The sequence below is a fragment of the Glaciimonas sp. GNP009 genome, assembly GCF_054343755.1.
Genome location: NZ_JBTGUV010000004.1, coordinates 2,908,907 through 2,935,380, shown reverse-complemented (window position 1 = coordinate 2,935,380; position 26,474 = coordinate 2,908,907). Strand labels below are relative to the sequence as shown.

General features: G+C 49.5%; 27 protein-coding genes. 12 read left to right on the top strand and 15 right to left on the bottom strand.

The annotated features are described in order from the left end of the window. Positions 1-5: 5 nt before the first annotated feature. The 3 genes from ACXX82_RS13780 (at position 6) to ACXX82_RS13770 (ending at position 2,131) form a co-directional block, all read left to right on the top strand. Complete coding sequence (locus ACXX82_RS13780; RefSeq protein ID WP_323505811.1) at positions 6-959, top strand: DMT family transporter; 954 nt, start codon at positions 6-8, stop codon at positions 957-959. A 127-nt stretch (positions 960-1,086) separates the two neighbouring features. Then, positions 1,087-1,605, top strand: coding sequence for a hypothetical protein (locus tag ACXX82_RS13775; protein ID WP_323505812.1), 519 nt, complete (start codon positions 1,087-1,089; stop codon positions 1,603-1,605). Between the two features lie 181 nt (positions 1,606-1,786). Then, on the top strand, positions 1,787-2,131 hold the full coding sequence (locus tag ACXX82_RS13770; RefSeq protein WP_458563096.1) for a DUF1840 domain-containing protein: 345 nt from the start codon (positions 1,787-1,789) through the stop codon (positions 2,129-2,131). Positions 2,132-2,319: 188 nt separating this feature from the next. Here the strand turns inward: ACXX82_RS13770 and ACXX82_RS13765 are convergent, their stop codons facing one another. Next, a complete protein-coding gene (locus ACXX82_RS13765) occupies positions 2,320-3,561 on the bottom strand; it encodes an MFS transporter (protein ID WP_322235629.1) in 1,242 nt (413 codons plus the stop codon). Between the two features lie 390 nt (positions 3,562-3,951). Between ACXX82_RS13765 and ACXX82_RS13760 the strand changes: the two genes are divergently transcribed. From ACXX82_RS13760 to rpoH, 7 genes are all read left to right on the top strand, one after another. Continuing rightward, positions 3,952-4,596 carry a LysE family translocator gene (locus ACXX82_RS13760; RefSeq protein WP_322235627.1) on the top strand — a complete coding sequence of 215 codons (645 nt, stop codon included), beginning with the start codon at positions 3,952-3,954 and terminating at the stop codon, positions 4,594-4,596. Positions 4,597-4,614: 18 nt separating this feature from the next. Next, complete coding sequence (rsmB, locus tag ACXX82_RS13755) at positions 4,615-6,153, top strand: 16S rRNA (cytosine(967)-C(5))-methyltransferase RsmB (protein WP_458563095.1); 1,539 nt, start codon at positions 4,615-4,617, stop codon at positions 6,151-6,153. A gap of 340 nt (positions 6,154-6,493) precedes the next feature. Then, entirely contained in the window at positions 6,494-7,024 is a 531-nt protein-coding gene (locus tag ACXX82_RS13750; protein ID WP_323505893.1) for a DUF4390 domain-containing protein, read from the top strand. Between the two features lies 1 nt (position 7,025). Then, positions 7,026-9,356 (top strand): sensor histidine kinase, encoded by a 2,331-nt coding sequence (locus ACXX82_RS13745; protein ID WP_458563094.1) that lies wholly within the window; start codon positions 7,026-7,028, stop codon positions 9,354-9,356. Positions 9,357-9,855: 499 nt separating this feature from the next. After that, a complete protein-coding gene (locus ACXX82_RS13740; RefSeq protein WP_322235621.1) occupies positions 9,856-10,572 on the top strand; it encodes a response regulator in 717 nt (238 codons plus the stop codon). Between the two features lie 6 nt (positions 10,573-10,578). Beyond that, on the top strand, positions 10,579-11,007 hold the full coding sequence (locus ACXX82_RS13735; protein WP_322235619.1) for a GTPase: 429 nt from the start codon (positions 10,579-10,581) through the stop codon (positions 11,005-11,007). 414 nt (positions 11,008-11,421) lie between these two features. After that, a complete protein-coding gene (gene rpoH, locus ACXX82_RS13730; protein WP_322235617.1) occupies positions 11,422-12,321 on the top strand; it encodes an RNA polymerase sigma factor RpoH in 900 nt (299 codons plus the stop codon). Between the two features lie 165 nt (positions 12,322-12,486). Here the strand turns inward: rpoH and ACXX82_RS13725 are convergent, their stop codons facing one another. Genes ACXX82_RS13725 through ACXX82_RS13705 form a run of 5 tightly spaced genes read right to left on the bottom strand, consistent with a single transcriptional unit; the run spans position 12,487 to position 16,749 of the window. Further along, entirely contained in the window at positions 12,487-13,167 is a 681-nt protein-coding gene (locus ACXX82_RS13725) for an SCO family protein (protein WP_458563093.1), read from the bottom strand. Positions 13,168-13,199: 32 nt separating this feature from the next. After that, positions 13,200-14,084: a heme o synthase gene (cyoE, locus tag ACXX82_RS13720; protein ID WP_322235615.1), complete on the bottom strand. Its 885-nt coding sequence runs from the start codon at positions 14,082-14,084 to the stop codon at positions 13,200-13,202. A gap of 7 nt (positions 14,085-14,091) precedes the next feature. Next, positions 14,092-15,336, bottom strand: coding sequence for a COX15/CtaA family protein (locus tag ACXX82_RS13715; protein ID WP_458564001.1), 1,245 nt, complete (start codon positions 15,334-15,336; stop codon positions 14,092-14,094). Between the two features lie 26 nt (positions 15,337-15,362). Next, positions 15,363-16,025 carry an SCO family protein gene (locus tag ACXX82_RS13710; protein ID WP_416186803.1) on the bottom strand — a complete coding sequence of 221 codons (663 nt, stop codon included), beginning with the start codon at positions 16,023-16,025 and terminating at the stop codon, positions 15,363-15,365. Next, entirely contained in the window at positions 15,991-16,749 is a 759-nt protein-coding gene (locus ACXX82_RS13705; protein ID WP_322235613.1) for an SURF1 family protein, read from the bottom strand. Before ACXX82_RS13705 ends, ACXX82_RS13710 begins: the two co-directional genes overlap by 35 nt. Positions 16,750-16,788: 39 nt before the next feature. On the opposite strand from ACXX82_RS13705, the gene ACXX82_RS13700 reads away from it, so the two are divergent. After that, positions 16,789-16,989 carry a twin transmembrane helix small protein gene (locus ACXX82_RS13700; RefSeq protein WP_322235611.1) on the top strand — a complete coding sequence of 67 codons (201 nt, stop codon included), beginning with the start codon at positions 16,789-16,791 and terminating at the stop codon, positions 16,987-16,989. A gap of 246 nt (positions 16,990-17,235) precedes the next feature. On the opposite strand, the gene ACXX82_RS13695 is transcribed toward ACXX82_RS13700, so the two are convergent. The 9 genes from ACXX82_RS13695 to ACXX82_RS13655 form a co-directional block, all read right to left on the bottom strand. Continuing rightward, positions 17,236-18,096, bottom strand: a complete 861-nt coding sequence (locus tag ACXX82_RS13695; RefSeq protein WP_322235609.1) for a cytochrome c oxidase subunit 3 — start codon at positions 18,094-18,096, stop codon at positions 17,236-17,238. 54 nt (positions 18,097-18,150) lie between these two features. Further along, positions 18,151-18,363, bottom strand: a complete 213-nt coding sequence (locus ACXX82_RS13690; RefSeq protein ID WP_322235607.1) for a DUF2970 domain-containing protein — start codon at positions 18,361-18,363, stop codon at positions 18,151-18,153. Positions 18,364-18,490: 127 nt separating this feature from the next. Then, a complete protein-coding gene (locus tag ACXX82_RS13685) occupies positions 18,491-19,069 on the bottom strand; it encodes a cytochrome c oxidase assembly protein (RefSeq protein ID WP_322235605.1) in 579 nt (192 codons plus the stop codon). Further along, positions 19,069-19,176 carry a cytochrome oxidase small assembly protein gene (locus ACXX82_RS13680; protein ID WP_322235603.1) on the bottom strand — a complete coding sequence of 36 codons (108 nt, stop codon included), beginning with the start codon at positions 19,174-19,176 and terminating at the stop codon, positions 19,069-19,071. Before ACXX82_RS13680 ends, ACXX82_RS13685 begins: the two co-directional genes overlap by 1 nt. Before the next feature lie 34 nt (positions 19,177-19,210). Next, a complete protein-coding gene (ctaD, locus tag ACXX82_RS13675; protein WP_322235601.1) occupies positions 19,211-20,827 on the bottom strand; it encodes a cytochrome c oxidase subunit I in 1,617 nt (538 codons plus the stop codon). Positions 20,828-20,845: 18 nt separating this feature from the next. Beyond that, positions 20,846-22,015, bottom strand: coding sequence for a cytochrome c oxidase subunit II (gene coxB, locus ACXX82_RS13670; RefSeq protein ID WP_322235599.1), 1,170 nt, complete (start codon positions 22,013-22,015; stop codon positions 20,846-20,848). 32 nt (positions 22,016-22,047) lie between these two features. After that, the gene (locus ACXX82_RS13665) at positions 22,048-22,515 is read right to left on the bottom strand and encodes a DUF2244 domain-containing protein (RefSeq protein ID WP_323505818.1); all 468 of its coding nucleotides are present in this window, start codon (positions 22,513-22,515) and stop codon (positions 22,048-22,050) included. A 295-nt stretch (positions 22,516-22,810) separates the two neighbouring features. Beyond that, a complete protein-coding gene (locus ACXX82_RS13660; protein ID WP_323505896.1) occupies positions 22,811-23,953 on the bottom strand; it encodes an enoyl-CoA hydratase/isomerase family protein in 1,143 nt (380 codons plus the stop codon). Between the two features lie 20 nt (positions 23,954-23,973). Next, a complete protein-coding gene (locus ACXX82_RS13655; protein ID WP_323505819.1) occupies positions 23,974-25,134 on the bottom strand; it encodes an acyl-CoA dehydrogenase family protein in 1,161 nt (386 codons plus the stop codon). A gap of 410 nt (positions 25,135-25,544) precedes the next feature. Here ACXX82_RS13655 and ACXX82_RS13650 point away from each other — a divergent pair, with 410 nt between their 5' ends. Continuing rightward, positions 25,545-26,444 carry a LysR family transcriptional regulator gene (locus ACXX82_RS13650; protein WP_323509361.1) on the top strand — a complete coding sequence of 300 codons (900 nt, stop codon included), beginning with the start codon at positions 25,545-25,547 and terminating at the stop codon, positions 26,442-26,444. Positions 26,445-26,474 lie beyond the last annotated feature (30 nt).

The following is a 26,474-nucleotide window of genomic DNA, read 5'->3' as shown; positions in this document are numbered from 1 at the left end:
CGCTCTTGTTAATCGGCGTACTCTGCGCTTTAGGCGCTGGATTAGTGTGGGGCATGGTGTTTGTAACGCCGTTGCTACTCGCCGACTATCCAGGCATTGTTTTGTCGCTTGGGCGTTATCTAGCGTTTGGTCTGATTGCCATTATCCCGGCGTTAGTCGACCGCAAACGCATCGGAACGCTTAGGCGGGACGATTGGTGGGCCGCGTTAAAACTTTCATTGGTCGGTAATTTGCTCTATTACGCGGCGCTGGCAACAGCCATCCAACTGGCGGATGCACCGCTGCCGACGATGATCATCGGCACCCTTCCCGTCGTCATTTCAGTATGTTCAAATTGGTCACCCGGACATGGTGCGGACAGCGTCGCGTGGCGTCTCCTATTGCCCTCCGTCGCCATCATTCTGATCGGCTTGCTGTGTGTCAATAGCGCAGAATTAGCGCACATGAAAATCGCCACCCATCACCGCTCTGTATCCGATTATGTCCTCGGTTGTCTGATCGCTATCGCCGCTGTCGCCGCCTGGACCTGGTATCCGATTGTCAATTCACGCTACCTCAAGGCGAATCCACATATCAGCTCAACAACGTGGGCATCAGCGCAGGGACTGGCCACGTTGCCACTCGCGCTGATTGGCTTTCTCGGCTATTTTGTTTATCTGAAATTATCTGGCGATCTCTACCCATTTCCGTTCGGACCGCGCCCTGGGCTATTCATCGGGCTGATGCTATTGATCGGATTTTGCGCGTCGTGGATCGGAACGCTTCTTTGGAATAAGGCAAGCCAACATTTGCCGACCACGTTGCTAGCGCAACTCATTGTTTTCGAAACCTTGGCAGCATTGCTGTATGCGTTCATACTGCGCGGCACTGCACCGAGTGCGGCAGTTATAGTGGGGATAATATTATTGGGCACGGGCGTGATTTTGGGCGTCCGGACTTTTCAGCATCAGATACCGTAAAAATGAGACACCTTTAGGTAAGGTGAACCACCCACAATTTGCCATTAATCTGATATTTACTTCGATACTTATTCTGTTAAAAATGTCTTTTAAAAATTCTTTCGCTTCATCCAGGCGTGCAGCGTATGTGTCAGTAGGTATATCGCTTATCCTATTGATCAGCGCGTGCTCGCCCACATTTAACTGGCGTCAGGTGCAAGGAAATGATGCCCCTTTTAGTGTTCTACTACCATCCAAGCCATCCACCTTTTCACGCTCGGTTGATCTGGATGGCATCAAACTGAACATGACGATGACTGCAACTGAAGTTGACGGTATCGTATTCGCTGTGGGCAGCGCAAAACTAAATGATGTTAATCAGGCAACTTCGGCAATTCAAGCGATGAAAATAGCGCTCGTCAAAAATATTAATGGTAGCGTTAAGTCCGAGTCTGCCAGCGCTGTTTCCGGTGGTCCACAGGGCAATGTGAGCAAAATTGATATCGAAGCGCTCGGTCCCCCAGAAAATAACGGTCAACCGAAAGTGCTGTTCGCCCATTTAGAAGCTAAGGGGCAATACATTTATCAGGTCATTGTGATTGGTCCGCAAAAAGCGGTATCAACCGAGAGCGTGGAAACCTTTATGCAATCATTCAAAGCTAGCTAAAGGCGCCCTGCTTGGTTTGATTGTCGTGTTGCGACACCTCAAGAAAACCAATATCATAGTATTCATACAAGACTGAATAACCTTGCTCGGATGTAACGAAAAGTCACAATAGTGGCGACGACAAGAACAAACAGGTATCCTGAAGTCGTCTATCATCAACAATAATATATGCTGAGGCTTTATGTTAATTACCTTTAAATGCAAGGCGTCACCCGACGTCACGATGTATGAGCAACATGTTCAACGCATTTTTGAATTGCTGCACAAAGAAGCCAAAATTGGTGTCATCACCGCCGCCGAAACTGGTCATGCAGTCGAGTTGCTGCAAGGTGAAGTCGCCAGAACATCGGCGCACGAAAAATCGGCCGAAGTTGAGCGCGACGTAGTCGCCCATCACGGAGAAAATGGCGATGACCACGGTCACGAAACGACAGAACGCGTGGCTTACGCAGCACGCACGCGGCCATTGCTGGATATGTTAGTGGCAGCCAACAAGGCTGGAAACGACGTACTCTGGGGTATTTGAGAACGAGAAGATTAGTCTTTTAAGCGACCAAAACTCACTTTCAACAACCGCCCACTGCCAGGCAGTATCATGGCGTTTGTTGAAATGGCACCAACATCGGTATCAATTGCATGTAAAGTCATCCCATGCACGACCAATACCAAAATAGCAAATAAGTCGCAAAAATCGGCCACTAGGCCACTAAGCACCTAACAAGCGTCCAGATTGGCGCTCGATGGACTTTCCTTCTTGAGCTCGGTAAAGAAATAAAGCAACGCCACCAAAGGCATTGCAAGACCGAACCAAGACACCAAATTCCAACCACCGTGCGCATAAGCCCAACCGCCCACTGCAGAGCCAACTGCACCACCTGCAAAAAATATAGCCATATACAAGCCATTTAATCGACTACGCACCTCTCCGCCAAGCGAGAAAATAGCGCGTTGACCGAGCACTAAATTGGCCGATATACCCATATCCAACAGCAACGCCGACACAACCAACATACCGAGCGAAAAGTGCGATCCAGCCGTGCCAATATGTGCAACGGGATAGGAAATCAATACCAATACTATCGCCACCCCAGTTGCCGGTCGCGTCAAACCCCTATCAGCCAATCGCCCGGCGATCGGAGCGGCAATGGCACCCATCACGCCGGCTAACGCAAATAACGCAATACCGAATTGAGACAATTTGTACATCGGCCCTGTCAGTACCATCGGAACCACTGTCCAAAACATGCTGAAAACCGAAAATAACAGGGCATGATAAGCGGCACGACGGCGCAATATCGGCGTAGTGGTAAGCAATCCCCACATCGAGTGAAGCAAGCGACCGTAGGCCATTCCGCTAGTTGGATAGCGTGGCGGCAAATGCCGCGTCAAAACTATCGCCAAAACACAAATCACCACCGCCGACATAGCGAACACGGCATGCCAGCCCCAAAAATTGGCAATCAGACTCGCCATCGGACGCGCCAACAGGATACCCAACAACAAGCCGCTCATCACGTTACCGACTACTTGACCGCGCTTTTCCGGTGCCGCCAGATAAGTAGCGTACGGAACCAGCACTTGCGCGGCAACCGAACTCACTCCAATGGCTAACGCGGCCAGCAAAAATTGCCATGCATTTTGCGAAAGTGCCGCGGCGATTAGCGCGATGACAGAGATAATTAACGCAATAACAACCAAACGACGATTTTCAATCAGATCGCCCAGAGGGACAACAAACAGCAGCCCAAGGCAATAACCTATTTGCGATAACGTGACGACTAACCCACCCGCCGCTGGCGATAAATGGATTGTCGCGCTGATCAGGCCAATGAGTGGTTGCGCATAGTACAAGTTAGCCACAATAGCGCCACAAGCGATCGCCAGTAATAGCGTAATCCAGGTGGGAATCGCGGCCGGTGCCAAAGTGCTGGCCGGTGATGCCGATGTTGCAGTCATACAGTTGCCTTTAAGATAAATATAATACGCATGCGATGCTTCAATTCTTTTACTACTGCGCAATAAGTAACGTGATCGCATGACGATGACAAACAAGAATTGCCTAAGAGGTAAACGGATTTACGGAATCGCAGCAAAAAACGGGCTAAGCGGTGGGCTAAGCGTGGATACACGCTTCCCCGCGTCGAAGCACCATAAGGAGCTAATGGCCAGAAAATTCTGAAATAGGGGCCGTCCAGATCATTTTTAGGCGATTACCCTACAGTCCGACAGGCTCTTGGAATAGATGAGATAACGCGTTACTTTAGCGGAAATCGACAGTCTCTGCCCGCAGCCGCCACGCATGCCGTTACAATCACGTCTTCACATTCGATGCGGCGACGAAAACCAATGTTGACAAGCTATTTTGGCATCACCAGTTTGGGCCTGTTTTGCGTGACTGTATTGCTATTAAATGCTACGCCCGGCCCGGACACTGCCTATATAATTGGTCGTAGCGTGGCGCAAGGTCGCTCCGCTGGCTTAATGTCTGCACTCGGCATTACTGCAGGATGTCTGGTTCATGGTACGCTTTCCGCATTCGGCCTAACGGCTTTGCTGGCCGCTTCTGCATCGGCTTTTATGATAATCAAGCTTGTTGGTGGCGGTTATTTGATTTACCTCGGCCTCAGAATGCTATTCAAAAAACCCGATCAATTGACCAAAGGCGTCCGAACCCAAGATGTGCGCGCACATGGTACGATTTTCGTCCAGGCGCTGATTACCAATGTGCTGAATCCGAAAGTTATTTTGTTTTTCTTGTCATTTTTCCCACTGTTCGTAAAACCTGACTCACCGCATAAAATACTCGCCTTCTTAATACTGGGCGGGGTATTTGCGCTGATGTCGTTGTGCTGGAACAGTGGTACTGCAATGTTAGCTGGCACACTTAGCCGTCATGCCAGCAACAATCCTCATATCAAGCAATGGCTGGAACGCACCGTTGGCGCCGCTTTTATCGCGCTGGGTATCAAGCTTGCTCTCACTAAAGTTTAAGGCTGTTTAACACCAATTATGGACAAAAATAAAATTCGCGTCGTAAAGAAAGCCATCACACCGGCCTCGCCATCAACAACGCGCTCACCGGCAAGATCGCCGACGCCCTCACCGGCGCGATCCCCATTACAGTCGTCGCACCAGTCCCACCAGCCGACACTTCAAGCTAAACCTGCTTCGAAGGCTCCTTCTTTACGGCCGGACGTAAAAAACAGATTGAATTTTTCTACCCTTAAAACTGAATCGCTAGCTTACGCATTATTGGGTGCGGGTCAGGCTATCGCTATGGTACGCGACGGTGCATCGTTACCGCAGGCGTTATCACAGGTATTTGCCCAATCCGCCGCGCCCGCCGCGACGCGAGGAGCGATCCAGGATATCGCATATAGGACCATGCGCAGCGTCGGCTTGGCCGAAGTACTGATTGCGGCATTGACCAGCAAAGCACCAGAACCGTCGCTGCTACATGGCTTGTTGTGCTGTGCACTAAGTTTGCTGGCCGAGGTCGACAAGCCCGCTTATGACCACTTTACCGTGGTGGATCAAGCCGTCACCGCGACTGCTTCAGACTTTAACATCGCGCATGCAAAAGGCATGGTCAATGCGGTACTAAGACGCTTTTTACGCGAACGCGATACGCTTACCGCGGAAGCAAACAAAAATCCTTTGGCATTGTGGAATTATCCAGTGTGGTGGATTGACCAGATGCAAGCGGCTTATCCACAAGACTGGCAAGCAATTTTGACACGCGGCAATCAGCCGCCGCCGCTGACATTGCGCGTTAACCAACGCAAGATAAGCGTTCAAAAGTATTTGCAGCTCCTTTCAGAAAATAATATTGGCGCCCGCCAAATTGGTCCGGTTGCGGTACGTCTCGACAAACCATTACCAGTGAACCAAATTCCCGGTTTTGAAGATGGTTTGGCGTCAGTTCAGGATGCGGCCGCGCAATTGGCAGCACCCTTATTGGATCTTCAGGATGGCATGCGAGTGTTAGATGCTTGTGCCGCGCCTGGCGGCAAAACATGTCATTTGCTGGAACTGGCCGATGTCACGGTTACCGCGCTCGATCACGATGCCAAGCGACTGCAACGCATAGCGCAAAATCTGCAACGACTGCAGCTGAACGCAACGTTACAAGTAGGCGACGCGCGCATCGGCGCTCATCCTGGCAACTCGGAAAGCGTATCGAGCACGACAAACGGCTGGTGGGATGGACAACAATTCGACCGTATTCTGGCTGACGTTCCCTGTACCGCCTCCGGTATCGTTCGCCGCCATCCCGATATTCGGTGGCTGCGGCGTGGGACAGATACCGACCAACTTGCAACACTTTCGGCAGATATACTGGACAACCTTTGGCAGATGCTACGACCAGATGGTAAATTGTTGCTCGTAACCTGTTCATTATGGCCGCAAGAGTCGGAGGCTCAAGCTGTGGCATTTGCACAACGCAATCAAGCTATCAGGTTGACCGCACCGGGCCAGTTAATACCGACAATGAGCGATGAGCAAGATCATGATGGTCTGTTTTACGCCCTCTTCCAGAAAGCTTGAATTCTGACTGAGCGCTGATGATCGACAAATCATTTAGAGCAAGCAGCGTCATTAATGACAGATTAATGACGCTGCTTGAAAGCATGCAATCTTTCTAATTTACTCACATTATTCCCGGACTTGATCCGGCCCGAGAACAGTGACGCGACCTTTGGCACAACTATTAGACCTCTTTCGAAACCGTCGCCCAAGCGATGCTAATCTGGTCGATGTGAAGGCGTCCGGCTCTCAGCAATCGGAAGTTACTGCACTACATGCGGTTGACAAACACCGCACTACGCAGAATTTCTTGCGCCTGTCGCTGCTTGAGAACGTGCTGTTGAAGCTCCTATTCGCTTTCATGATGGCGGTGTCCTTTGGCACTGTGACGGCATACGCGGCTGATGGCGCCGACATGACGAGGGCGCGGATTGAAACCAGTGATGATGGTTACCGCCTTTCTGCGGCATTTTCGTTTGAACTCAATCGCGGACTAGAAGACGCCATCAATCGTGGCGTTCCGTTGTACTTCACCACGGAGGTCGAATTAACACGGCCGCGCTGGTATTGGTTTGATGAAAAAGCGATCAACGCCGCACAAACCATCCGCATTTCCTATAATGTTCTGACGCGTCGCTATCAAGCCGCTATCAATGGCAGTTTGCAGCAAAGCTTCGACTCGCTAGACGACGCGCTCTCCTTGATCCGCCGTCCCAGTCGCTGGATAATCGCTGACAAAGGCGCGCTACAAGTTGGCGAAATCTACCGCGTTGCCGTCCGAATGGGACTTGATCTGGCGCAACTACCAAAGCCATTCCAGGTAAACGCGTTGAATAATAGCGACTGGCGTCTTTCTTCCGACTGGAAGACCTTCAACTACAAGGCAGAGTAACGTGCCACGTGCAATCCGCTATTTACTGATCGTCGGTGGCGCGATCATCAGCATTCTTCTCTTTCTGCTCGCTTCGGCATCAGAGAATTCCGTTTTTTTCGACAAATACTACTCTTGGTTGTTTGGCCTCAATGCGCTAGTCGCAGTGGCGTTATTAGGCTTGGTCTGCCTTCTGCTGGGAAGACTCTATAGTCGTTACAAACGCGGCAAGTTCGGCTCGCGGTTGATGGCAAAACTGGTCTTGCTCTTTGCCGTGATCGGCATCTTGCCCGGCGTTATCATATATTTGGTATCGGTTCAATTCGTGTCACGCTCAATCGAGTCATGGTTTGACGTTCGGGTCGAGGCAGCATTGGAATCTGGCTTGAACCTCGGACGAGCAGCACTCAACTCATCTTTATCAGATCTGATTACCAAATCCAAGGGCATCGCCCTTGAATTATCTGAAGAGACAAGTTCCGGCCAGGTTTCCCAGTTGACGCGATTGCGCGACCAAAATATCGAAGCATCAATTCTTGCCAGCAATGGACAACTGATTGCTTCGGTGGGAGGACGTCTCGGAACGCTTTCGCCGGTTCTCCCGACATCTGCCATGTTAAGGCAGGCGCGACAAAGCCGTGGATTTTCAGCTATCGAAAGCGAGTTAGAAAATAGTGATGACATAGGAACGCCTAAAAAAACTAATCCAACCGATTTGTCTGCCTCATCGATCAACGAGGCAAATAACAATTTGCGTTTGCATGTCATCGTCGAAATTCCAGCACCGATCAAAACGTTATCACTACAAAATGAAACGCGTTTCCTGCAAATCTCGCAGCCCGTACCTTCTTATTTAGCGACCAATGCGGAGGCGTTACGGGCCGCGTCAAGTGAATATCAGGAGCGCTCTCTGGCTCGCTCCGGGTTACGTAAAATTTACCTCGTAACGCTCACTCTGACACTGCTACTCGCCATTTTTGGCGCCATCATTAGCGCATTCCTGATTGCCAGCGATCTTGCCAAACCACTCTTGTTATTGGCCGAGGGTACCAAAGCTGTGGCGGAGGGAAATCTATCACCGCGCCCCATCATTGCCACCTCCGATGAACTCGGTACGTTGACCCAATCGTTCAATATGATGACCCGACAATTATCGGATGCACGGGCATCTGTCGAAAAAAATCGTAACGAACTGGAAAATGCCAAAGCCTATCTGGAGTCGGTATTGGCGAACATGTCAGCAGGCGTCATGGTGCTTGATGAGGACTTTCATTTGGTCACCAGTAATCAATCGGTGCATCGTATTTTGCAATACGATCTGAGCCCACATATTGGCCAGCCGCTGAATATCATTGACGGTTTAGCTCATTTCGCGGAAATTATTACAAAGGCATTTTCAGAACAAAATGCACAGTTTGCAGCAGGAAAAATCGGCGAGAGCCGACTGCATTGGCAGCAACAAATTGAAATCCCCCGCAGAATCGATAATATCGACAGTGACGATATATCGTTGCTGGCACGTGGTTCGCGCCTTCCTGTAGAAAATCGGGATGGATACGTTGTGGTGTTTGATGACATCTCAGACGTTATTTCAGCGCAACGATCGATTGCGTGGGGCGAGGTTGCGCGTCGTCTGGCGCATGAAATTAAAAATCCGTTGACCCCGATTCAGCTATCTGCGGAACGACTCCAAATGAAGCTGGAGGATAAACTGATGACGCAGGATGCCGCAATTCTGAAGAAAAGTACCTCGACAATTGTGAATCAGGTTGCTGCCATGAAACGAATGGTGGATGACTTCCGCGATTACGCAAAAACACCGCCGGCAGTATTAAGCGCACTCGATTTAAACGTTCTGGTGGCCGAAATTTTGCACCTTTATGTCGCCGGTGATGAGCGCGATATGATCCATGCTTCATTGACACCAAACCTGCCGCATATCATGGGTGATGCTACGCAATTGCGCCAGGTGATCCACAATCTCCTACAAAATGCGCAAGATGCCGTGACAGATCCCACCGCAGAGGTCGCGGCACCACGGATTGACGTAGTAACCGAACGGATCAGTTATCAGGGTTCGGACGGTCAACCGAGTACCGCTGTGCGTTTTTCCATCACAGATAATGGCCTCGGTTTCTCATCTAAAATTCTGGCACGCGCCTTTGAACCCTACATCACATCGAAGCCACGCGGCACCGGTTTGGGTTTGCCCATGGTCAAAAAAATCGTTGATGAACATGGTGGACGGATCGACTTACGCAATCGCAGTGACACAAAGGGCGCAAAAATATTAATTTTGCTGTTAAAGTTAGCACCTAGTACATTCACTGGTGATGACAAAAAAATTATTTGATGTCCGCTCTTTCCTATTATTTGGCAGATTTTCTATAAAGTAGGACATCGGCGTTATAGGATGTATGCTTGGATATAGAAGCTGCGATATGCTGCAACGTCGGCCGCAGTGAAAATATACTGGACGATCCCAAGCGCCGCGCGATACTGAAAAGCGTGGGCATGCTTAGCAGATACTTCGGTTTCTAAAGAGTCGGTTTCATCCAGTCTGCCCAGAAAAAGCATTTCGTACGTGCAATCCTGTTGCTGCTGACTGTATGGAGACTGCGACGAAGGAATACCGAAATCAAATTGAACTGGGATAAATGAGAAAAGTCGGGCGGCGCACGTACCAAGCCTAAAGGTTGCGTAGTAAGATCCTTGTCAGAATTTAAGCGTGTAATCAAATTTTTAACAATTAAACACAAGCACAGAAATAGTGCTGCAATCGCATAAATTTGACCGGAATGTCCGGCTTAAAAATTATGATTGAATGCAACAGAAAATGGGAAAGCTAACGCATGGCTAATATCCTGGTCGTTGATGACGAAATGGGAATTCGAGAATTACTCTCCGAAATTTTAGGAGATGAGGGGCATGTTGTCGCGACCGCAGAAAACGCGCAGCAAGCACGTGAATTTCGGCAAAATGGCGTGCCTGATCTGGTGCTGCTAGATATCTGGATGCCTGACACCGATGGTGTAACCCTGCTTAAGGAATGGCAGCGTGATGGGCTACTGACAATGCCAGTCATCATGATGTCGGGTCACGCCACTATCGATACTGCAGTGGAAGCAACGCGCATCGGCGCTTTAAACTTTCTTGAAAAGCCAATTGCATTACAGAAACTGCTCAAAGCGGTGCAACAAGGCTTATCCCAAGGGCCTAAATCATCCCGTGCGCCGACCATGTTTGCGCAACCGGTTATTTCCAATGAAATGCCTGATCTGGTGAGTGGCAACAATTTTGGTGCTGCGTCGACTGCGGAAACGCCACATCTCTCGCCACTTCCCGTGGCAATGTTGACGTCAGACAATCTGTTTTCATCCTCGTTTGGTCTACCATTGCGTGAAGCAAGGGATGCATTCGAGCGCGCCTACTTTGAGTATCATTTAATTAGGGAAAGTGGCAGCATGACGCGCGTGGCTGAAAAAACTGGACTTGAACGCACGCATTTGTATCGAAAGCTCAAGCAATTGGGAGTCGATCCGGGAAAATTAACGAAAAAAGGCGGATAAAGCGATTTGTCTCTTCCGTCGCAATGCCTTGTGCCACCGATCCTGTCATCGATTTTGCCACCGTTTCTTACACTGGTAACCGGCCCGTCCGCAACCAGACGAGAAAGTGCCGTCTGGTTGTCGATCAAAACCGAGGCAACATCATTACAGCAAATGCCAGGAATCATCGGTGTCATCCTCGAAGGCCTGCCAGACGGTAAATCACCGCCGGAGCCAACGCATTTCACGCTTCACATCAAACGTGTCGCCCCTGGCTGTCTTTGTTGCATTGGCCTGCTTACATTACGGGTAACGCTGAATCGCTTGCTCCGTGATCGTCCTGCTCGGCTTTATATCAGTATCGCGGACGCCACGCACATCGATAAAATTCGCGCTTTGCTCTCCACTTCCCCGTACGACGAATGGCTCACCCTGACTGACGATATCGCCACTTAAATATCAATCCGTCCAATAGCCCTCACGATCGAAAACTCTCCAGACATTACCCGGTCGACTTAATCCTCAACCACCCTCACTTTGCGGTCTTATCCAGGCCTTTCACCAAACCGGGGGCATCGTCGCCAAGATTATTGGTACCGTTTTGAATCTAATCCGCAATCTATTACGTAAAAAATCACGTTACACACTGTCACACTATTTAGTATCGTTGCGACGAACTTCCCCCCTATGAAGCCACTCCAACATGCTCAAAAGTATAAATCATTAACTTTTATTGATAGTGAGTAACTATCCTCACCATTTAATAAAATCGATTAGCACTCTACAAGTGGGAGTGCTAGAATACCTGATCAAATCAGTATGGTTTACACCCTGTTGGCAGAAAATTCCATCTGATAGCTAGGAGAAACAATGAAAAATCCATCGGTACAGACTGCGTTAATCCCAGCCGAATCGGGCGCCTTAGCGCTTGGATTTTCGGGTACTCTAGGCAATATCGACGCCTATATTTCGGCTGTTAACCGCCTGCCTATGTTGACTCACGACGAAGAAATTTCGCTGGCTCAAAAATTACGTGAAAATAACGATCTGGCTGCCGCGCAAAAGCTCGTACTGTCTCATCTTCGTTTAGTTGTTTCTATTGCACGTGGATATTTGGGATATGGCTTACCGCACGCCGATCTGATCCAGGAAGGCAACATCGGATTGATGAAAGCCGTCAAGCGTTTTGATCCTGATCAAGGTGTGCGTCTGGTGTCCTACGCGATGCACTGGATCAAGGCCGAGATGCATGAATACATCTTGAAAAACTGGCGGCTGGTTAAGGTTGCCACAACCAAAGCACAACGAAAGCTCTTTTTCAATCTGCGTAGCCATAAAATCGGTCTCGACGCGATGACACCGACGCAAGTTGACGACTTGGCAAAAACGCTTAACGTAAAACGCGAAGAAGTCATTGAGATGGAAACCCGACTAACCGGTCGTGACATCGCTTTGGAAGCGCCAACCGATGACGACGATGATAAATTTGCACCTATCGCCTATTTGTCATCCGATATGCAAGAGCCGACCAAAGTGCTGGAAGCCCAACAATACGACCGTATGCAATCAGAGGGTCTTGAGTCTGCTTTAGGCAAATTGGATGACCGTTCACGCCGCATTGTGGAGTCGCGCTGGTTAGCGAATGACGATGGTTCTGGTGCCACCTTGCATGAACTTGCAAAAGAATTCGGTGTTTCCGCCGAGCGCATTCGTCAAATTGAAGCAGTGGCACTCAAGAAAATGAAAAGTTCTTTAGTGGCTTATTCTTAATTTATTTTATTAATAAGATTGAGTTGAATTGAATTAACTAAATCACTAAAAAAACAAAAAGCGCCGACTGGCGCTTTTTGTTTATAGCAATGATTTAAAACGCATCACCAAAATACCAGTTCGGATATTTATTCCTACACCCTTAACATTTATAGAATAATAATATTAAGACAGCAGCATTTTTAAATCATGCGCAATCGGATCTGGTCCCTGGCCATTGCGTACAAACAAGCGGATGTGACCTTCCGGGTCAAAGACGTAACTACCCGCCGTATGGTCCATCGTGTAACTACCCGACGTCTTGCCTAGTACTTTTTGGTAAAAAACGCGGAATTCCTTAGCGACTTTTTCAGTCGCCGCCAAATCACCATACAGCCCGAGAAAGCGTGGATCGAAAGCGGGAACATATTGGGCTAGCAGCGCCTGCGTATCGCGCTCAGGATCAACCGTCACGAACAACACTTGCACTTTATCAGCCAGCGGCCCTAACTCCTTCATCACGCTCGACAACTCGGCCATCGTCGTAGGACAGACGTCAGGACATTGGGTATAACCAAAAAAAACAACGACCACTTTGCCCTTAAAGTCAGCTAGCGTGCGTGGCTTTCCGTTATGGTCAGTCAGAGCGAAATCGCGCGCATAACCAAGGCCGGTTACATCCGTGTTAATGAATTTGCTGTTTTGTGGAGACAATGTCATTTCCTGACTACCGCCGCCAGAAATACCAGCACTGCCAGCACTACCAGTGGTTGCTGGCTTATCACCGCATGCTGCCACAGATAAGCCCATAGCAATAACAATGCAAGAAGCGGCAATTGGTCTTAAAACTGAGAAGAAACGTTTCATTTAGACTTTCAATAACGGACGCACCGTGCATCTCAAAATTTCAGGTAATGGTCGACCAATAGAGCAGCAAACAGCAGCGACAAATAAATGATCGAAAACGCAAAAGTTTTGCGCGCAATCAAGTCCGTGTAATGTTTGTAAATCTGCCACGCGTACCATAGAAAAATAGCACCCAGAATGGCTGCACTCACCAGATAAATCAACCCGCTCATACCGACGGCAAACGGCAGCATCGTGGTGGCAACCAATGCGATGGTGTAAAGCCAGATATGAAACTGTGTAAATTTCAATCCATGCGTAATTGGCAACATCGGCAATCCGGATTTAGCATAATCGTCACGGCGATACATCGCCAACGCCCAAAAATGCGGCGGTGTCCAGACGAAGATAATCAAAACCAGAATCCAGGCTTGCATCGGCACGTCATTTGCAATGGCTGCCCAACCCAAGGCAGGCGGCATTGCGCCGGATAAGCCGCCGATAACGATATTTTGGGGTGTCGCAGGTTTGAGGATGATCGTATAAATCACGGCATAACCGATAAACGTCGCTAAAGTCAACCACATTGTTAAACCGTTAACAAAAGTATACAAAACCCAGCTACCAATTCCACCGATGACACCAGAAAAGATTAACGTCTGGGGAACAGTGATCTCACCCATCGCCATTGGTCGCCGCGCAGTACGCGCCATGCGTGAGTCAATTTCGCGCTCAACCAGACAGTTCACAGCAAAAGCAGCCCCTGCAAAAAGCCAGATACCAATCGTCGCAGCCACTACACGCTGCCAATCCGGAAGTGTAGGAGTTGCTAGAAACATACCAATAACGGCACAAAAAACTGCCAATTGGGTCACGCGGGGCTTGGTCAATGCCCAATATTGGGCCACGCGATTTCGAGGTGCGGTTATGGTCGTCATGCGGTCACTAATTTGAAGTAATGCGGTCAGCTTGTGCTGGGTTATCTTGTACCACCGGTACGAACTGCTTTGCGGCGGGAAGTCTCGTCTTATAGTTTAACATGACCAGCAATACCAGAATCAGTGCCGCACCACCGTTGTGCGCAACAGCAATGGCGAGCGGCCAATTAAAGTAGATTGTCGCCAGCCCTGTCAGTAGTTGCACTCCAATAATAATCAGCAGCCAATTACCCGTCTTGCGCAGTCCGTCGACTCGTCGCGCTTTGCAAGCAAGCCAACCAACAAAGGCGATCACGACGAAAGCAAACATTCGATGCGTCCAATGAATTGCGGTCAACGCCTGAAATGGCAAGTACTCACCATCAGCGGTTTTACCTAAATGCCGCCAGAGTGTAAATCCATGCTCGAAGTCCATGTCCGGGATCACCATCCCATGGCAAAGTGGAAAATCATTACACGCCAATGCCGCGTAGTTAGTACTTACCCAGCCACCCAACGCGATCTGCATAATCAACAACAGCATCCCAATCAACGCCGGAACGGCTAGTTGACGTCCCGCCGCTGAAACCGGTCGGTGATCATTTTGTCGTGCGGCCAGCCACGTTAGCAATGCTAATAAGGTTAAGCCCAGCAACAAATGTGTCGTGACAATAATCGGCTGCAACTTCATCGTCACAGTCCAGGCACCGAACGCGCCTTGCAAACATACTGCAAAAAATAACAATGTCGGAAACCAAGGGGAAAACTTGGGGTCGCGTTGCGCCGAAGGTAACTTAACACGGCCTTGAGCAGTATCAGAGCCCGAATTGGATGCTATCTTAAGGACGATTTTAGGTGCTGCACCTTGCGCAGGTTTAAGCGTCGTATCGGATGCACTGGACGCTGTGATTGCGACTGGCTTCAGCCAACGCATCCATGCCACTGCCATTAATCCAATGATCAAGACACCCACACCCATCGCGAAGTACCGATGTGTCATCTCAATCCACGCCTTAATCAGCGTCACCGGACCAGTTGGCATTGCCTCTTGCGCTGCACTGATATGCGCATGCGCCAACAATGGATTGGAGTGGCCATAACAACCGGGCCAATCGGGGCAACCAAGGCCTGAATCCGTCAGACGCGTAAATGCCCCGAACATGATGAGGTCAAATGTCAAAAACAGGGTGACCCACACAAGCTTGCGGTATTTGTTAGTGTCTTTGGAGGCCCAGACGACACTGAGCGCCAACAACGCCACCAGTATCCCCATTGCACCGAGCTGAAGTAAATTTGACATTAGCCGATCGCGGAAGCTCGCAGGAGTTTAGAAAGATCGGCCTTCACTTTATAAGGGTCCGAGTCCTTGGGAAAGCGCATCATCAGGTTACTGCGCGGATCGATCAGATAAATATGATCGCTCGCGGTCGTTCCTGCATCGGTTGGCAACCAGGCTTTTAACAAATCCGGCTTAACCCGCAACAACCGGGTCCCTTCAAAAGGTTGCAAGCCTGGCATATCCAACGGTTTGTCATCGGTAATCAACAACACCCGCTCAATCCGCTCGCGCTCCTTGCCTTGCATCAATCTTAGCTGGCGCAGTTCGAACAACGTATCTTTACATTTCTTCTGGCAATCACCACTGCCGATTTGCAGCATCACCCACTTGCCTTTAAAAGCACCCAGCGTTGTTGGCGTACCATCGAGCTCCGTAATCCCTAGCTCAGGAATTGCATATTGGGACGGATCAAGCAGATCGCCATAGTTGGTACGCGACTCTGGCTTGATGACATAGTAGGTGAAATAAGAAGCAATCATTGGCGCGGCACAAACAGCGACTATGAGGAGCATTTTCAGGCGGCCATTCCGCTTCACCTTTTTGCCATCAAGCGCCAAAGGCTGTTTTACCGGGTTTTCTGCGGGCTGATTATTCATGTTCACGGTCAGAGGAGCTTTTTGCATCTTTGATTCCCTGTCTACATCCTGTTACAACAAAAAAGAGGAAGGCCATGACGGCCAGCGCGTACCATTGGAATTCATAACCGCGATGCATCTGAATACCTAGCGATGGACTGGTCCAGTCGCGAATAAGACCATCTTGGTTATTGCCTGTCTGTTCAATCAAAAGCGGTTGCAACTGAAATTTACTTACCGTTGCCAAGGCAGCGATATCAAGATTTTGTACAATAGCGCCCGGCTTAAGTGTGGCCGGCTGACCCAGTTGCAACACCCGACCAACACGACTGCGCACCACACCCCCCACTTCGACTACACCGCTTGGGGTTGGGTACGGTAATAGAATCGCCCGATTTTGTGGATTGAGTGGTAACCAACCACGTTGGACCAAAACATGTACCTTTGAGTTCTCGATTTTAAGAGGCATCAGCACATAAAATCCGGGCTTACCTTTATAACTGCGATTATCCAGGTAGATCGGCCACTCCTGCGCAAACTCACCCCGGACGGTCACGCGCCGGTATTCTAGCTGATCAGCGCTCTCATTCGCAGCCCTAAGACGAATCGGGGCCTCAGCGCCGCGCTGTTTAATGGCATTTTCAATCGCTTGTTTTTGATCACCCCGTCGCGTCTGCCATTGCGCTAGCGAAACACCCAACGCGACCAGCAACACGGTGGCCACAAACGGGATCAACCTAAAACGGAATCTGAATTTGAAACTGAATCGCATTACAATATCGCCTTAGTTATTGATTCCTTAAGCCATTCCATGAAAATCATTGTTGCCATCGCTTTCATTCTGATCATCGCTAGTCTGGCGTCCGCGCTCATTTTTCTGATGCGTGACAAAGGAAAAAGCAATCGTACCGTACAAGCTTTAGCGCTTCGCGTAGGCTTCTCGGTGACCCTGTTCATTCTGATATTGGTAGCCTACAAACTTGGTTATATCCAGCCAACTGGCATCCGCTAGAGCCTGACAGGACGCCCATCCGGCGTAGCGCTGACTTGTGCGACTGGCCCATGATGCATGTGCGTCAATCCAGTATCCGGGCCGAGCATGTAGATGGAGCAGCCTGACTCGGGATGCTGAAGCTACCATAGCGATTCAGATGTTTTCAAAGCACACAGTTAACCTATTTACCACTTAATTTCTGGCAGTAAAAAAGCCGCACCGAAGTGCGGCCTTTCTTTATGTCTACGGTTGTTTGTAAGTAACTTACAGCCAATACACGACAACATACAAACCGAGCCACACAACGTCTACAAAGTGCCAATACCAGGCGGCGCCTTCGAACGCAAAATGGTTATCCGGTGTGAAATGACCCTTCAACACACGGTACAAGACGACTGACAACATGATCGCGCCAATTGTTACATGGAAGCCGTGAAAGCCAGTCAGTAAGAAGAAGGTTGAACCGTAAATGCCGGAAGTCAGTCTGAGGTTGTAATCTTGGTACGCTTCCATGTATTCAGCTGCCTGAAAACACATAAAAGTAGCACCAAGCAGTATCGTCGCCGCCAGCCAAAAAGCTGTTTTGGCACGATGACCAGCGCGTAGCGCATGATGAGAGATCGTCAGAGTCACACCAGATGTCAACAACAACGCAGTGTTAATGGTTGGGATCGGGAAAGGCCCCATCGTCCGGAATGTTTCAATCGTGCCAGCGGGGCCAGTGTTACCCCAATGCGCAGCAAAATCGGGCCACAATATTTTGTGATCAAGATCTGCCAGCCAAGGCATGGAAATACTACGTGCATAAAATAATGCGCCGAAGAAAGCAGCAAAAAACATGACCTCGGAGAAAATGAACCAACTCATACTCCACCGAAATGATGTATCGATACGGGGGCTATAAAGTCCGCCCTCAGATTCGTGGATCGCGTCGCCGAACCATTTGTACAAAACGACTAGCAATCCCAATATACCGAGAACACACACTTCCGGAGCGAAGGCAACACTATTGACCCAGGCTGCCGCACCTAACATTGTCACCAGCAGCGCTACACCGGCTAACACAGGCCATTTGGATGGACCAGGCACAAAATAGTAAGGCACATTACCTTGTTGAGAACTCATTTCCATCTCCCGATACACATTTAAATAATTTTTTGAGCTTATTTTTGGAGCTTACTAAGCGACGACCAACTTCACAATCGTAATCAATATTACGATGAAAATGATTGCACCGATAACGCCGGCAATCACTACATGGATTGGGTTTAAACCCGCTGCGTCGCTTTCGTAATCTTTCTTTTTACGTACACCGAAGAATCCCCACAATACCGCTTTGACGGTTGCGCCAAATGACACTTTACGGCGACTTGCCTTCTTCAGTTCTGACATGTAATACCCTTTAACCTGCTTTTTATCGCCTTAACAGCCAGACCACAAATTTGCACTCTTTCTGCCAAACAGCGCATCGCCGCCATCTAATCCTGTCTTGCAACATGATGACAGTCTTGTCAGGATGCTAAGCTGGCTTTGCCACTACTGGTTTGCTGATCTCAAAAAATGTGTAAGACAACATAATCGACTTCACATCTTTAGGCAACTTAGGATCAATATAAAACACGACCGGAAATTCCTTGGCCTGATTTGGTCCGAGCGTCTGTTGCGTGAAGCAAAAACACTCCACTTTCTTAAAGAATGCTTCTGCTTGCATCGGTGCATAACTGGGAATCGCCTGCGCATCCATCGTCCGCGCTTCTTTATTAACGACTTCGTAAATGACTTGCGTCATTTCACCGGGATGCACTTGCATGCTACTCACCGCAGGACGGAAGCGCCAAGGTCCGCGCGCATTTCCATCAAACTCGACCGTAATCGTTCTGGACTTATCAATCTGCGTATTCGTCGGTGCAACGACAGTACTATCTTGCGGAGTCAAAAAATTGACTCCGGTCAATGAGCAAATGGATTTGTACACTGGCACAAGTCCATAGCCGAAACCAAACATCAATACGGCAATCACAATAAGCTTGCCGAGCATTTTTCGATTTAACTGTAGCGCGTAAGCACGCCCTTCACCATTTGGCTTTGGTGCATCCATCAGGTGAACCAGACCCGGTTAACAAATATGCCTACAAAAAACGCCAGCGCAACGGCTGCTAACAGCAGCGCGGTACGCAGGTTGTTTGGTTTTTTTCTATCTGACATGGGTGAGTTGGCAGACTCTCATCTGCCTTTCCTATCATTTTACAATCGGTGGCACTTCAAAGGTATGAAACGGTGCTGGGCTTGGAATCGTCCACTCCAATCCTTCAGCGCCATCCCAAGGCTTCGCAGGGGCTTTTACGCCACCTTTGATCGATGGGATGACAACGAAGAACAAGAAGTAAAGCTGGCTCAGACCGAAACCGAATGCACCGACTGATGCAAGCATGTTGAAGTCGGTGAACTGCGCGGGATAATCTGCAATCCGACGTGGCATACCCGCCAAACCCAGGAAATGCATTGGGAAGAACGTAACGTTAAATGTGATCAAAGACGCCCAGAAGTGAATCTTACCGCGTGTTTCGTTGTACATGAAACCAGTCCACTTAGGGCTCCAATAGTAGTAACCACCAAACAAACCGAACAACGAACCCGCCACCAAAACATAGTGGAAATGCGCCACGACATAATAAGTATCCTGCATCTGGATATCGATTGGCGTCACGGCCAGAATCAGCCCCGTAAAGCCACCCATGGTGAACACAAAAATGAAACCGACTGCGAACAACATAGGTGTCTCGAAAGTCATCGAACCACGCCACATTGTTGCGATCCAGTTAAATATCTTCACACCAGTCGGCACCGCGATCAACAACGTTGCGTACATGAAGAACAATTGCGCAGTCACTGGCATACCAGTGGTGAACATGTGATGCGCCCAAACGATGAATGACAGAATCGCGATTGACGCGGTTGCATACACCATTGATGCATAACCAAACAGTTGCTTACGTGCGAAGGCAGGGATGATTTGCGAGATGATGCCAAACGCAGGCAAAATCATGATGTAGACCTCTGGGTGACCAAAGAACCAGAAAATATGCTGGTACATCACAGGATCGCCGCCGCCGGCCGCGTTAAAGAACGATGTACCGAAATGACGATCGGTCAATGTCATGGTGATGGCACCGGCCAATACTGGCATCACGGCAATCAGCAAGTAAGCAGTGATCAACCAGGTCCAGCAGAACATCGGCATCTTCATCAATGTCATACCCGGCGCACGCATATTCAGTACGGTAGTGATGATGTTAATTGAGCCCATGATCGACGATGCACCCATGATATGGATAGCAAAAATCGCCATGTCCATCCCAGGGCCCATTTGGGTCGATAGTGGTGCGTACAAAGTCCAGCCCGCAGCAGTCGCGCCGCCTGGCACCAGAAATGATGTCAGCAATAAAATCGCCGCTGGTGGCAATAACCAGAATGAAAAGTTATTCATCCGTGCAAAAGCCATGTCTGAAGCGCCAATTTGCAGCGGAATCATCCAGTTAGCAAAACCCACGAAAGCCGGCATGATCGCGCCGAACACCATGATGATGCCGTGCATTGTTGTCAGCTGATTAAAGAACTCTGGCTTAAAAAACTGTAAGCCTGGCTCAAATAATTCAGCACGAATCAACATTGCCAGAACGCCGCCCGAAAGCAACATCGTGAAAGAGAACCATAAATATAAGGTACCAATATCTTTATGATTCGTCGCGAACAACCAGCGACGCCAGCCCGTCGGTACATCATGGGCGTGATCGTGGTGATCGTGGTCATGATCGTGAGAATGATCGTGTGCGTGATCGACTGCGGTTGTGCTCATCTCAATCTCCTAATTCAATTACTTGCGCGCAGCCAGCACTTCAGCCGGTTGAACAATGTTTTCTGCAGCCTTGTTGGACCATGTATTACGGGTATACGTAATTACGGCGGCAATCTCGGTATCCGACAACACAGCTTTCCACGCCGGCATCTGCATCGCGCCGTTAATCTTACCGTTTAGCAATACATTAATTTGTTCTGCACGCGGGCCATTCACAACTGGATCACCGTCCAATGCAGGGAACGCTCCGGGGATACCTTTACCGCTCGCCTGATGACAAGCAACGCAATTGGCAGTGTAGATTTTTTCGCCGCGTGTTTTCAACTCGTCGATAGTCCAGACTTTATTCGGATCGTCGGCTTGCGCAGCCATTTCTTTCTTCTTGCCATCAACCCATTTGGTGTAATCGGCGTCACTGACGACTTTTACAACAATCGGCATAAAACCATGGTCTTTACCGCAGAGTTCAACGCACTGACCGCGGTAAGTACCGATTTTTTCGGCCTTGAACCAAGTGTCGCGAACAAAACCAGGAATGGCATCTTGCTTCACACCAAATGCTGGAATGGTCCACGAGTGGATTACATCATTAGCAGTCGTGATGATGCGGACTTTTTTATTGATCGGGACGACAACTTCGTTATCGACCTCTAACAAATAATTGTCATTTTTTACTTTTGTTGAGTCAACAACCTGCTCATGCGGCGTGGCCAGATTAGACAAGAAAGAAATGCCTTCACCCTCGCCTTTGAGGTAATCGTAGCCCCACTTCCATTGCATACCCGTCGCCTTGATCGTCAGATCGGCGTTCGAAGTATCTTTCATAGCCACGACCGTTTTGGTCGCTGGCAGCGCCATTCCGATAACAATCAGGAACGGAACCACGGTCCAGGCGATTTCGACCGTTGTGCTTTCATGAAAACTGGCCGACTTGTGACCGCGTGATTTACGATGTTTCAGAATCGAATAGAACATGACACTGAAAACTGCAACAAAGATTACCAGACAGATAATCAGCATCCAGGTATGCAGATCGTAAATCTGCTGCGCAATTTGCGTCACCGGTGGCTGAAAATTCATTTGCAGTACCGCAGGACCGCCAACGCTGTCTTTCACTGCCCAAGACGGCAGTGCCGTGATGGAAAGCGCAGCAAGCATCAACGATATAAGGCGCTTCGCATATTTCATGATTACCCCAAAAGCCCAAAATTATAATTCTATCAACCACCAGACGCGCCTTTGTGCTCGAGGTTTTGCTGCAACTCTCGCTGCAACTCCCGCACAAATTCACGCCGCCTCCATTCCGTCAAAAACCGCCCTACTTCAACCCGGACACCGTCCGCTTCCAGACAAATCAATTCTCTACGAGAAGATTTCCCCACAATCCGGATTGAACGTAATGCCAGTCTGTACTGTCGAACTTCTTGTGCCTGTACTACTTCCACTACCAGGCAATCGTCCTGCATAGTAATGTGCTCGCGATCTGTTGCATGTCGTGCGTAAGCCAAAAATGCCAAGCCAACAGCCAGCATTTCAAGCATTGCAAACACCAACACAAACCAAGCGCCGCGCACGGTCCACACAGTGGCCACCAATAGTGACGTGACACACATGCTCGCGTAAAAACTTGCAAGTTGTCGCGGTGCTATTGCGCAATTCCGCTTCAAATTCCATTCACGCCGGATCATTGTGGAATACCTCAATGCATGTGACCTACCGGTGCGCACAACCTAAAACCTTCGAAGTATAAAGGGTAATAGGCCTTGTTATCAAGGAGTAATAAGCAAGGAGTAATAAGTCCTGAAACACACTGTGCGCTTTGCTGACACGATAAAATTTGATGAAATTTCAAAACCCACATCTTCAACAATATCCATCCTACCGAAAATTCGCAACAACGCGCATCTCATGCAAAAAAAACAATTCAATTTTCCATGACCGCCGGTGGCCGTCACGGAAATCTTGCTTTAAGCGTTCATTGCATCAAATCAAATCCGCTAGCGGATGTTTTGAAGGACCAACCACCGCCCATGGCCCCTCAAAAAATCCATTCACCCAATCCCGGCTAACGTCTGCTAAACCTGCATGCAGCCATTTTGGCTGACGATCCTTCTCGATGATCAATGCCCGAATACCTTCGGAAAAATCTGCGCGAGCCGCGCAGTGCAAGGTCACGACGTACTCTAAACGGAAGATTTCGGCCAAAGACAGATGTCGACCGCGACGAAGTAGGGCATAAATTAAGCCAGCAGAGCCCGGACTGCCGGCACGCAACGTTGCCGCTGCTTTTTGCAGCCACACATCGTCCGTTTTCAGCGCTAGAATGGCGTCGACAATTTCTGGCAAGGTTGGCTGGCTGCAAAGTAGATTGATCAATGCAAGGTGGGCGCTCAATGGAGTTGGCACTGATGTAGCCGAGAAAGACGCATGGCTTTGCAACAACCGCGTCAATAAAACCCCATCTTCATCGCCCGTCCACGATTGCTTCAACAAAGCGTCCAATACCACTTGCTTATTCGCCTGAGCAATTTCGACATCGGCCAAACCGGCAAAAATCGCATCAGCTGCACCAATCGATGCACCGGTCAGCGCCAAAAACAGGCCAACATGTCCCTGCATCCGGTTTAAAAACCAGGTCCCGCCGACGTCTGGGTACAAACCAATCGTGATCTCTGGCATTGCTAAACGCGACTTTTCGGTCACCACGCGATGACTCGCGCCGGACATCAAACCAATCCCGCCACCCATGACAATGCCATGTCCCCAGGCAAGAATTGGCTTGGGAAAGGTGTGAATCAAATAGTCTAGCCGGTATTCCCGCTCAAAAAATGCACCAGCGTAGGGGTTTCCCTGGATATTTTCGGGGTCGTCCGTCGCGTGGTGTTCGAGCATCGTGTGGTACAAATGCTGTAAGTCGCCCCCGGCACAAAATGCTTTTTCGCCAGCCGCTTGCAACACGACGATGGCGATTTGGGGATCTGCCGCCCATTTACGCAGTTGCGGATCCAGCAAATCGACCATTTCCAGCGAAATCGAATTTAAGGTCTTCTCTACATTGAGTGTCGCGATACCGATACGCTTACCGTTTTCGGCCGTTCGCTCCTCAAACAATACCGGCTGCGGCATGTCAGGAGAAATTATTTGACTCATCGTACATCCTCGTTTGAACCGTTACTTAATAGATTGCGGGCAATAATAACGCGCATGATTTCGTTAGTGCCTTCCAGAATTTGATGGACGCGCACGTCGCGGAAATAGCGCTCAAGCGGATATTCACGAATATAGCCGTAACCGCCATGAATTTGCAGCGCCTCATTGCAAATTTGAAATCCGATGTCGGTCGCAAAACGCTTCGCCATGGCGCAATAGGTCGTGGCATTTGCGTCTTTGGCGTCGAGTTTGCACGCCGCCAGACGCACCATCTGGCGCGCCGCGACCAACTCCGTCTGCATATCGGCTAATTTAAATTGCAGCGCCTGAAAATCAGCTAACGGCCGCTTGAATTGACGGCGCTCGTTCATGTATCCGTGCGCGGCATCCAGCGCAGCCTGTGCAGTTCCGACTGAACAAGTTGCAATATTGATGCGGCCACCATCCAATCCACGCATCGCCATCCGAAATCCCTCGCCTTCCTGCCCCATTAAATGGTCCGCAGGAATACGCACATTATCAAAACTAATCGTACGGGTCGGCTGACTGTTCCAGCCCATTTTTTGTTCTTTACGGCCATAACTGATTCCTGGCGTATCGGCTGGCACTACAAATGCCGAGACACCACCGGCGCCATCGCCGCCAGTGCGCGCCATCACCACCAACAGATCCGTCGCACCAGCGCCAGAAATAAACGCCTTGGAACCATTCAGAACGTAAGTATCACCCTCCAGAACAGCATTGGTTTTTAGTGACGCCGCATCCGATCCCGCACCCGGCTCGGTCAGGCAATACGATCCCAGTTTCTTGCCGCTCGCCAACTGCTCGCACCATTGCTGCTTAAATGCCGGGGTCGCCCAGTTTGCGACCATCCAGCTCACCATATTGTGTATGGTCAGATAGGCGGTCGTGGACGTGCAGCCTCGCGCCAGTTCCTCAAATACGATAGTCGCATCCAGACGTGACAAGCCCAGACCGCCCGCCTCTTCCGGCGTATATAGACCGCAAAATCCTAGTTCACCTGCATTGGCAATAGCATCTGTGGGGAATATACCCTCGGCATCCCAGAGCGCCGCGTGCGGTGCAAATTCACCAACGGAAAAATCGCGCGCCGTCTGCTGAAACGCTCGTTGCTCTTCTGACAGTTCAAAATCCATGTTGTTCGGTCTCCTGATGAGTGATTTTTGTTAGCGCGTATGCGGCGCGACGTTCTCTAATTATTTTCTGAAGAATAGCAAGAATTGACGTTTACGTAAACGTCACACTAGCGTCGTCGTCAGCATCAACCTCAACCGAGGTGCAATCCCAAGTCTTAAAAAGCACCATCCGAAACCTCATCAGCGGTGTCGAATCATGCCGAGAACACGCTTAAAACCACATTATTCGGCATCGAAGGTAAGATTAGTCGGAGCTCCGCTGATCTTCAGCGTTAAACGAAATTTCATCAACTCCGCAATGACTGACAGCCATTTGGTATATTGCAAGCTGTCGGTCCTGAAGCAGGCCATTTTTTGCATGCAATGATTCAGGAATGAGATCGATAGATGCCTATAACAAAACTCACTACATGAATAATCTCCTCAGAAAAATCGATCTTACTTCACTCCGTTTATTCGTCGCTGTTTGCCAGGAGAAGAATATCGCGCGCGCCGCCGAACGCGAATTCATCGCGCCTTCTGCGGTCAGCCGTCGTATCGGTGAAATCGAGGCAATGATCGGATTACCCGTCATACACCGCGAATCGCGTGGTATTTCAGTCACGCCGGTTGGTGAAACGGTGCTACGCCATGCGCTAGCGGTGATTGCCAGCATAGAAGCGCTAGGCGCAGAGCTTTCTGAGTTTTCCAGCGGGGCTAAGGGCAAAGTACGTCTGGTCGGAAATTTGTCCTCCATCGTACAATTCTTGCCAGAGGATATCGCTGCGTTCCAACGCATTTTTCCCCATGTTGATATTGATCTGGAAGAGCAAAACAGCACAGAGGTAATGCGCAGCATTCGAGAACACAATGCCGATTTAGGCATTTGCAATGCAATCGCAGGTCTGGAACAGTTCCAATATTTACCCTACCGCACCGATCACCTTTTCTTAATGGTTCCGCGCAGCCATCCGCTGAGCGCCGAAACATCGGTTGGATTAACGGAAATCGTGAATGAGAACTTTGTTAGCCTCGGTGCGGACGCTACGCTTACCCAACTTCTGGCACAAGAAGCGATCAATCTTGGTGCGCAACTTAAAATCAAGATCAGAGTCAGCAGTCTGGACGCGCTGTGTCGCATGGTCCATGTCGGTCTCGGCATCGCCGTGGTACCACAACAAATCGGCGAGTTATATTTAAATACATTGGCGGTGAAATTGGTTCCCATTCGAGATCCGTGGGCTATTCGCCATCTGGTTATTATTTTCAATCAGCGCGACCAATTGACCGCTACGGCGACGTCGCTGGTCAACTTTCTGGTGAATAAGTAAAAGAATCGGTCACCATCGGCCACCGTCAAT

Coding starts and splice junctions, on each gene's coding strand:
- coxB (WP_322235599.1), bottom strand. CDS start 22,015: ATGAAATATGCGAAGCGCCTTATATCGTTGATGCTTGCTGCGCTTTCC.
- ACXX82_RS13695 (WP_322235609.1), bottom strand. CDS start 18,096: ATGAGTTCTCAACAAGGTAATGTGCCTTACTATTTTGTGCCTGGTCCA.
- ACXX82_RS13680 (WP_322235603.1), bottom strand. CDS start 19,176: ATGTCAGATAGAAAAAAACCAAACAACCTGCGTACCGCGCTGCTGTTA.
- ACXX82_RS13660 (WP_323505896.1), bottom strand. CDS start 23,953: ATGCCGCAGCCGGTATTGTTTGAGGAGCGAACGGCCGAAAACGGTAAG.
- ACXX82_RS13650 (WP_323509361.1), top strand. CDS start 25,545: ATGAATAATCTCCTCAGAAAAATCGATCTTACTTCACTCCGTTTATTC.
- ACXX82_RS13740 (WP_322235621.1), top strand. CDS start 9,856: ATGGCTAATATCCTGGTCGTTGATGACGAAATGGGAATTCGAGAATTA.
- ACXX82_RS13725 (WP_458563093.1), bottom strand. CDS start 13,167: ATGAAACGTTTCTTCTCAGTTTTAAGACCAATTGCCGCTTCTTGCATT.
- rpoH (WP_322235617.1), top strand. CDS start 11,422: ATGAAAAATCCATCGGTACAGACTGCGTTAATCCCAGCCGAATCGGGC.
- ACXX82_RS13750 (WP_323505893.1), top strand. CDS start 6,494: ATGATGGCGGTGTCCTTTGGCACTGTGACGGCATACGCGGCTGATGGC.
- ACXX82_RS13710 (WP_416186803.1), bottom strand. CDS start 16,025: ATGCAAAAAGCTCCTCTGACCGTGAACATGAATAATCAGCCCGCAGAA.
- ctaD (WP_322235601.1), bottom strand. CDS start 20,827: ATGAGCACAACCGCAGTCGATCACGCACACGATCATTCTCACGATCAT.
- cyoE (WP_322235615.1), bottom strand. CDS start 14,084: ATGACGACCATAACCGCACCTCGAAATCGCGTGGCCCAATATTGGGCA.
- ACXX82_RS13705 (WP_322235613.1), bottom strand. CDS start 16,749: ATGCGATTCAGTTTCAAATTCAGATTCCGTTTTAGGTTGATCCCGTTT.
- ACXX82_RS13690 (WP_322235607.1), bottom strand. CDS start 18,363: ATGTCAGAACTGAAGAAGGCAAGTCGCCGTAAAGTGTCATTTGGCGCA.
- ACXX82_RS13765 (WP_322235629.1), bottom strand. CDS start 3,561: ATGACTGCAACATCGGCATCACCGGCCAGCACTTTGGCACCGGCCGCG.
- ACXX82_RS13715 (WP_458564001.1), bottom strand. CDS start 15,336: ATGGGGATACTGGTGGCGTTGTTGGCGCTCAGTGTCGTCTGGGCCTCC.
- ACXX82_RS13655 (WP_323505819.1), bottom strand. CDS start 25,134: ATGGATTTTGAACTGTCAGAAGAGCAACGAGCGTTTCAGCAGACGGCG.
- ACXX82_RS13685 (WP_322235605.1), bottom strand. CDS start 19,069: ATGGATGCACCAAAGCCAAATGGTGAAGGGCGTGCTTACGCGCTACAG.
- ACXX82_RS13770 (WP_458563096.1), top strand. CDS start 1,787: ATGTTAATTACCTTTAAATGCAAGGCGTCACCCGACGTCACGATGTAT.
- ACXX82_RS13760 (WP_322235627.1), top strand. CDS start 3,952: ATGTTGACAAGCTATTTTGGCATCACCAGTTTGGGCCTGTTTTGCGTG.
- ACXX82_RS13665 (WP_323505818.1), bottom strand. CDS start 22,515: ATGATCCGGCGTGAATGGAATTTGAAGCGGAATTGCGCAATAGCACCG.
- ACXX82_RS13700 (WP_322235611.1), top strand. CDS start 16,789: ATGAAAATCATTGTTGCCATCGCTTTCATTCTGATCATCGCTAGTCTG.
- rsmB (WP_458563095.1), top strand. CDS start 4,615: ATGGACAAAAATAAAATTCGCGTCGTAAAGAAAGCCATCACACCGGCC.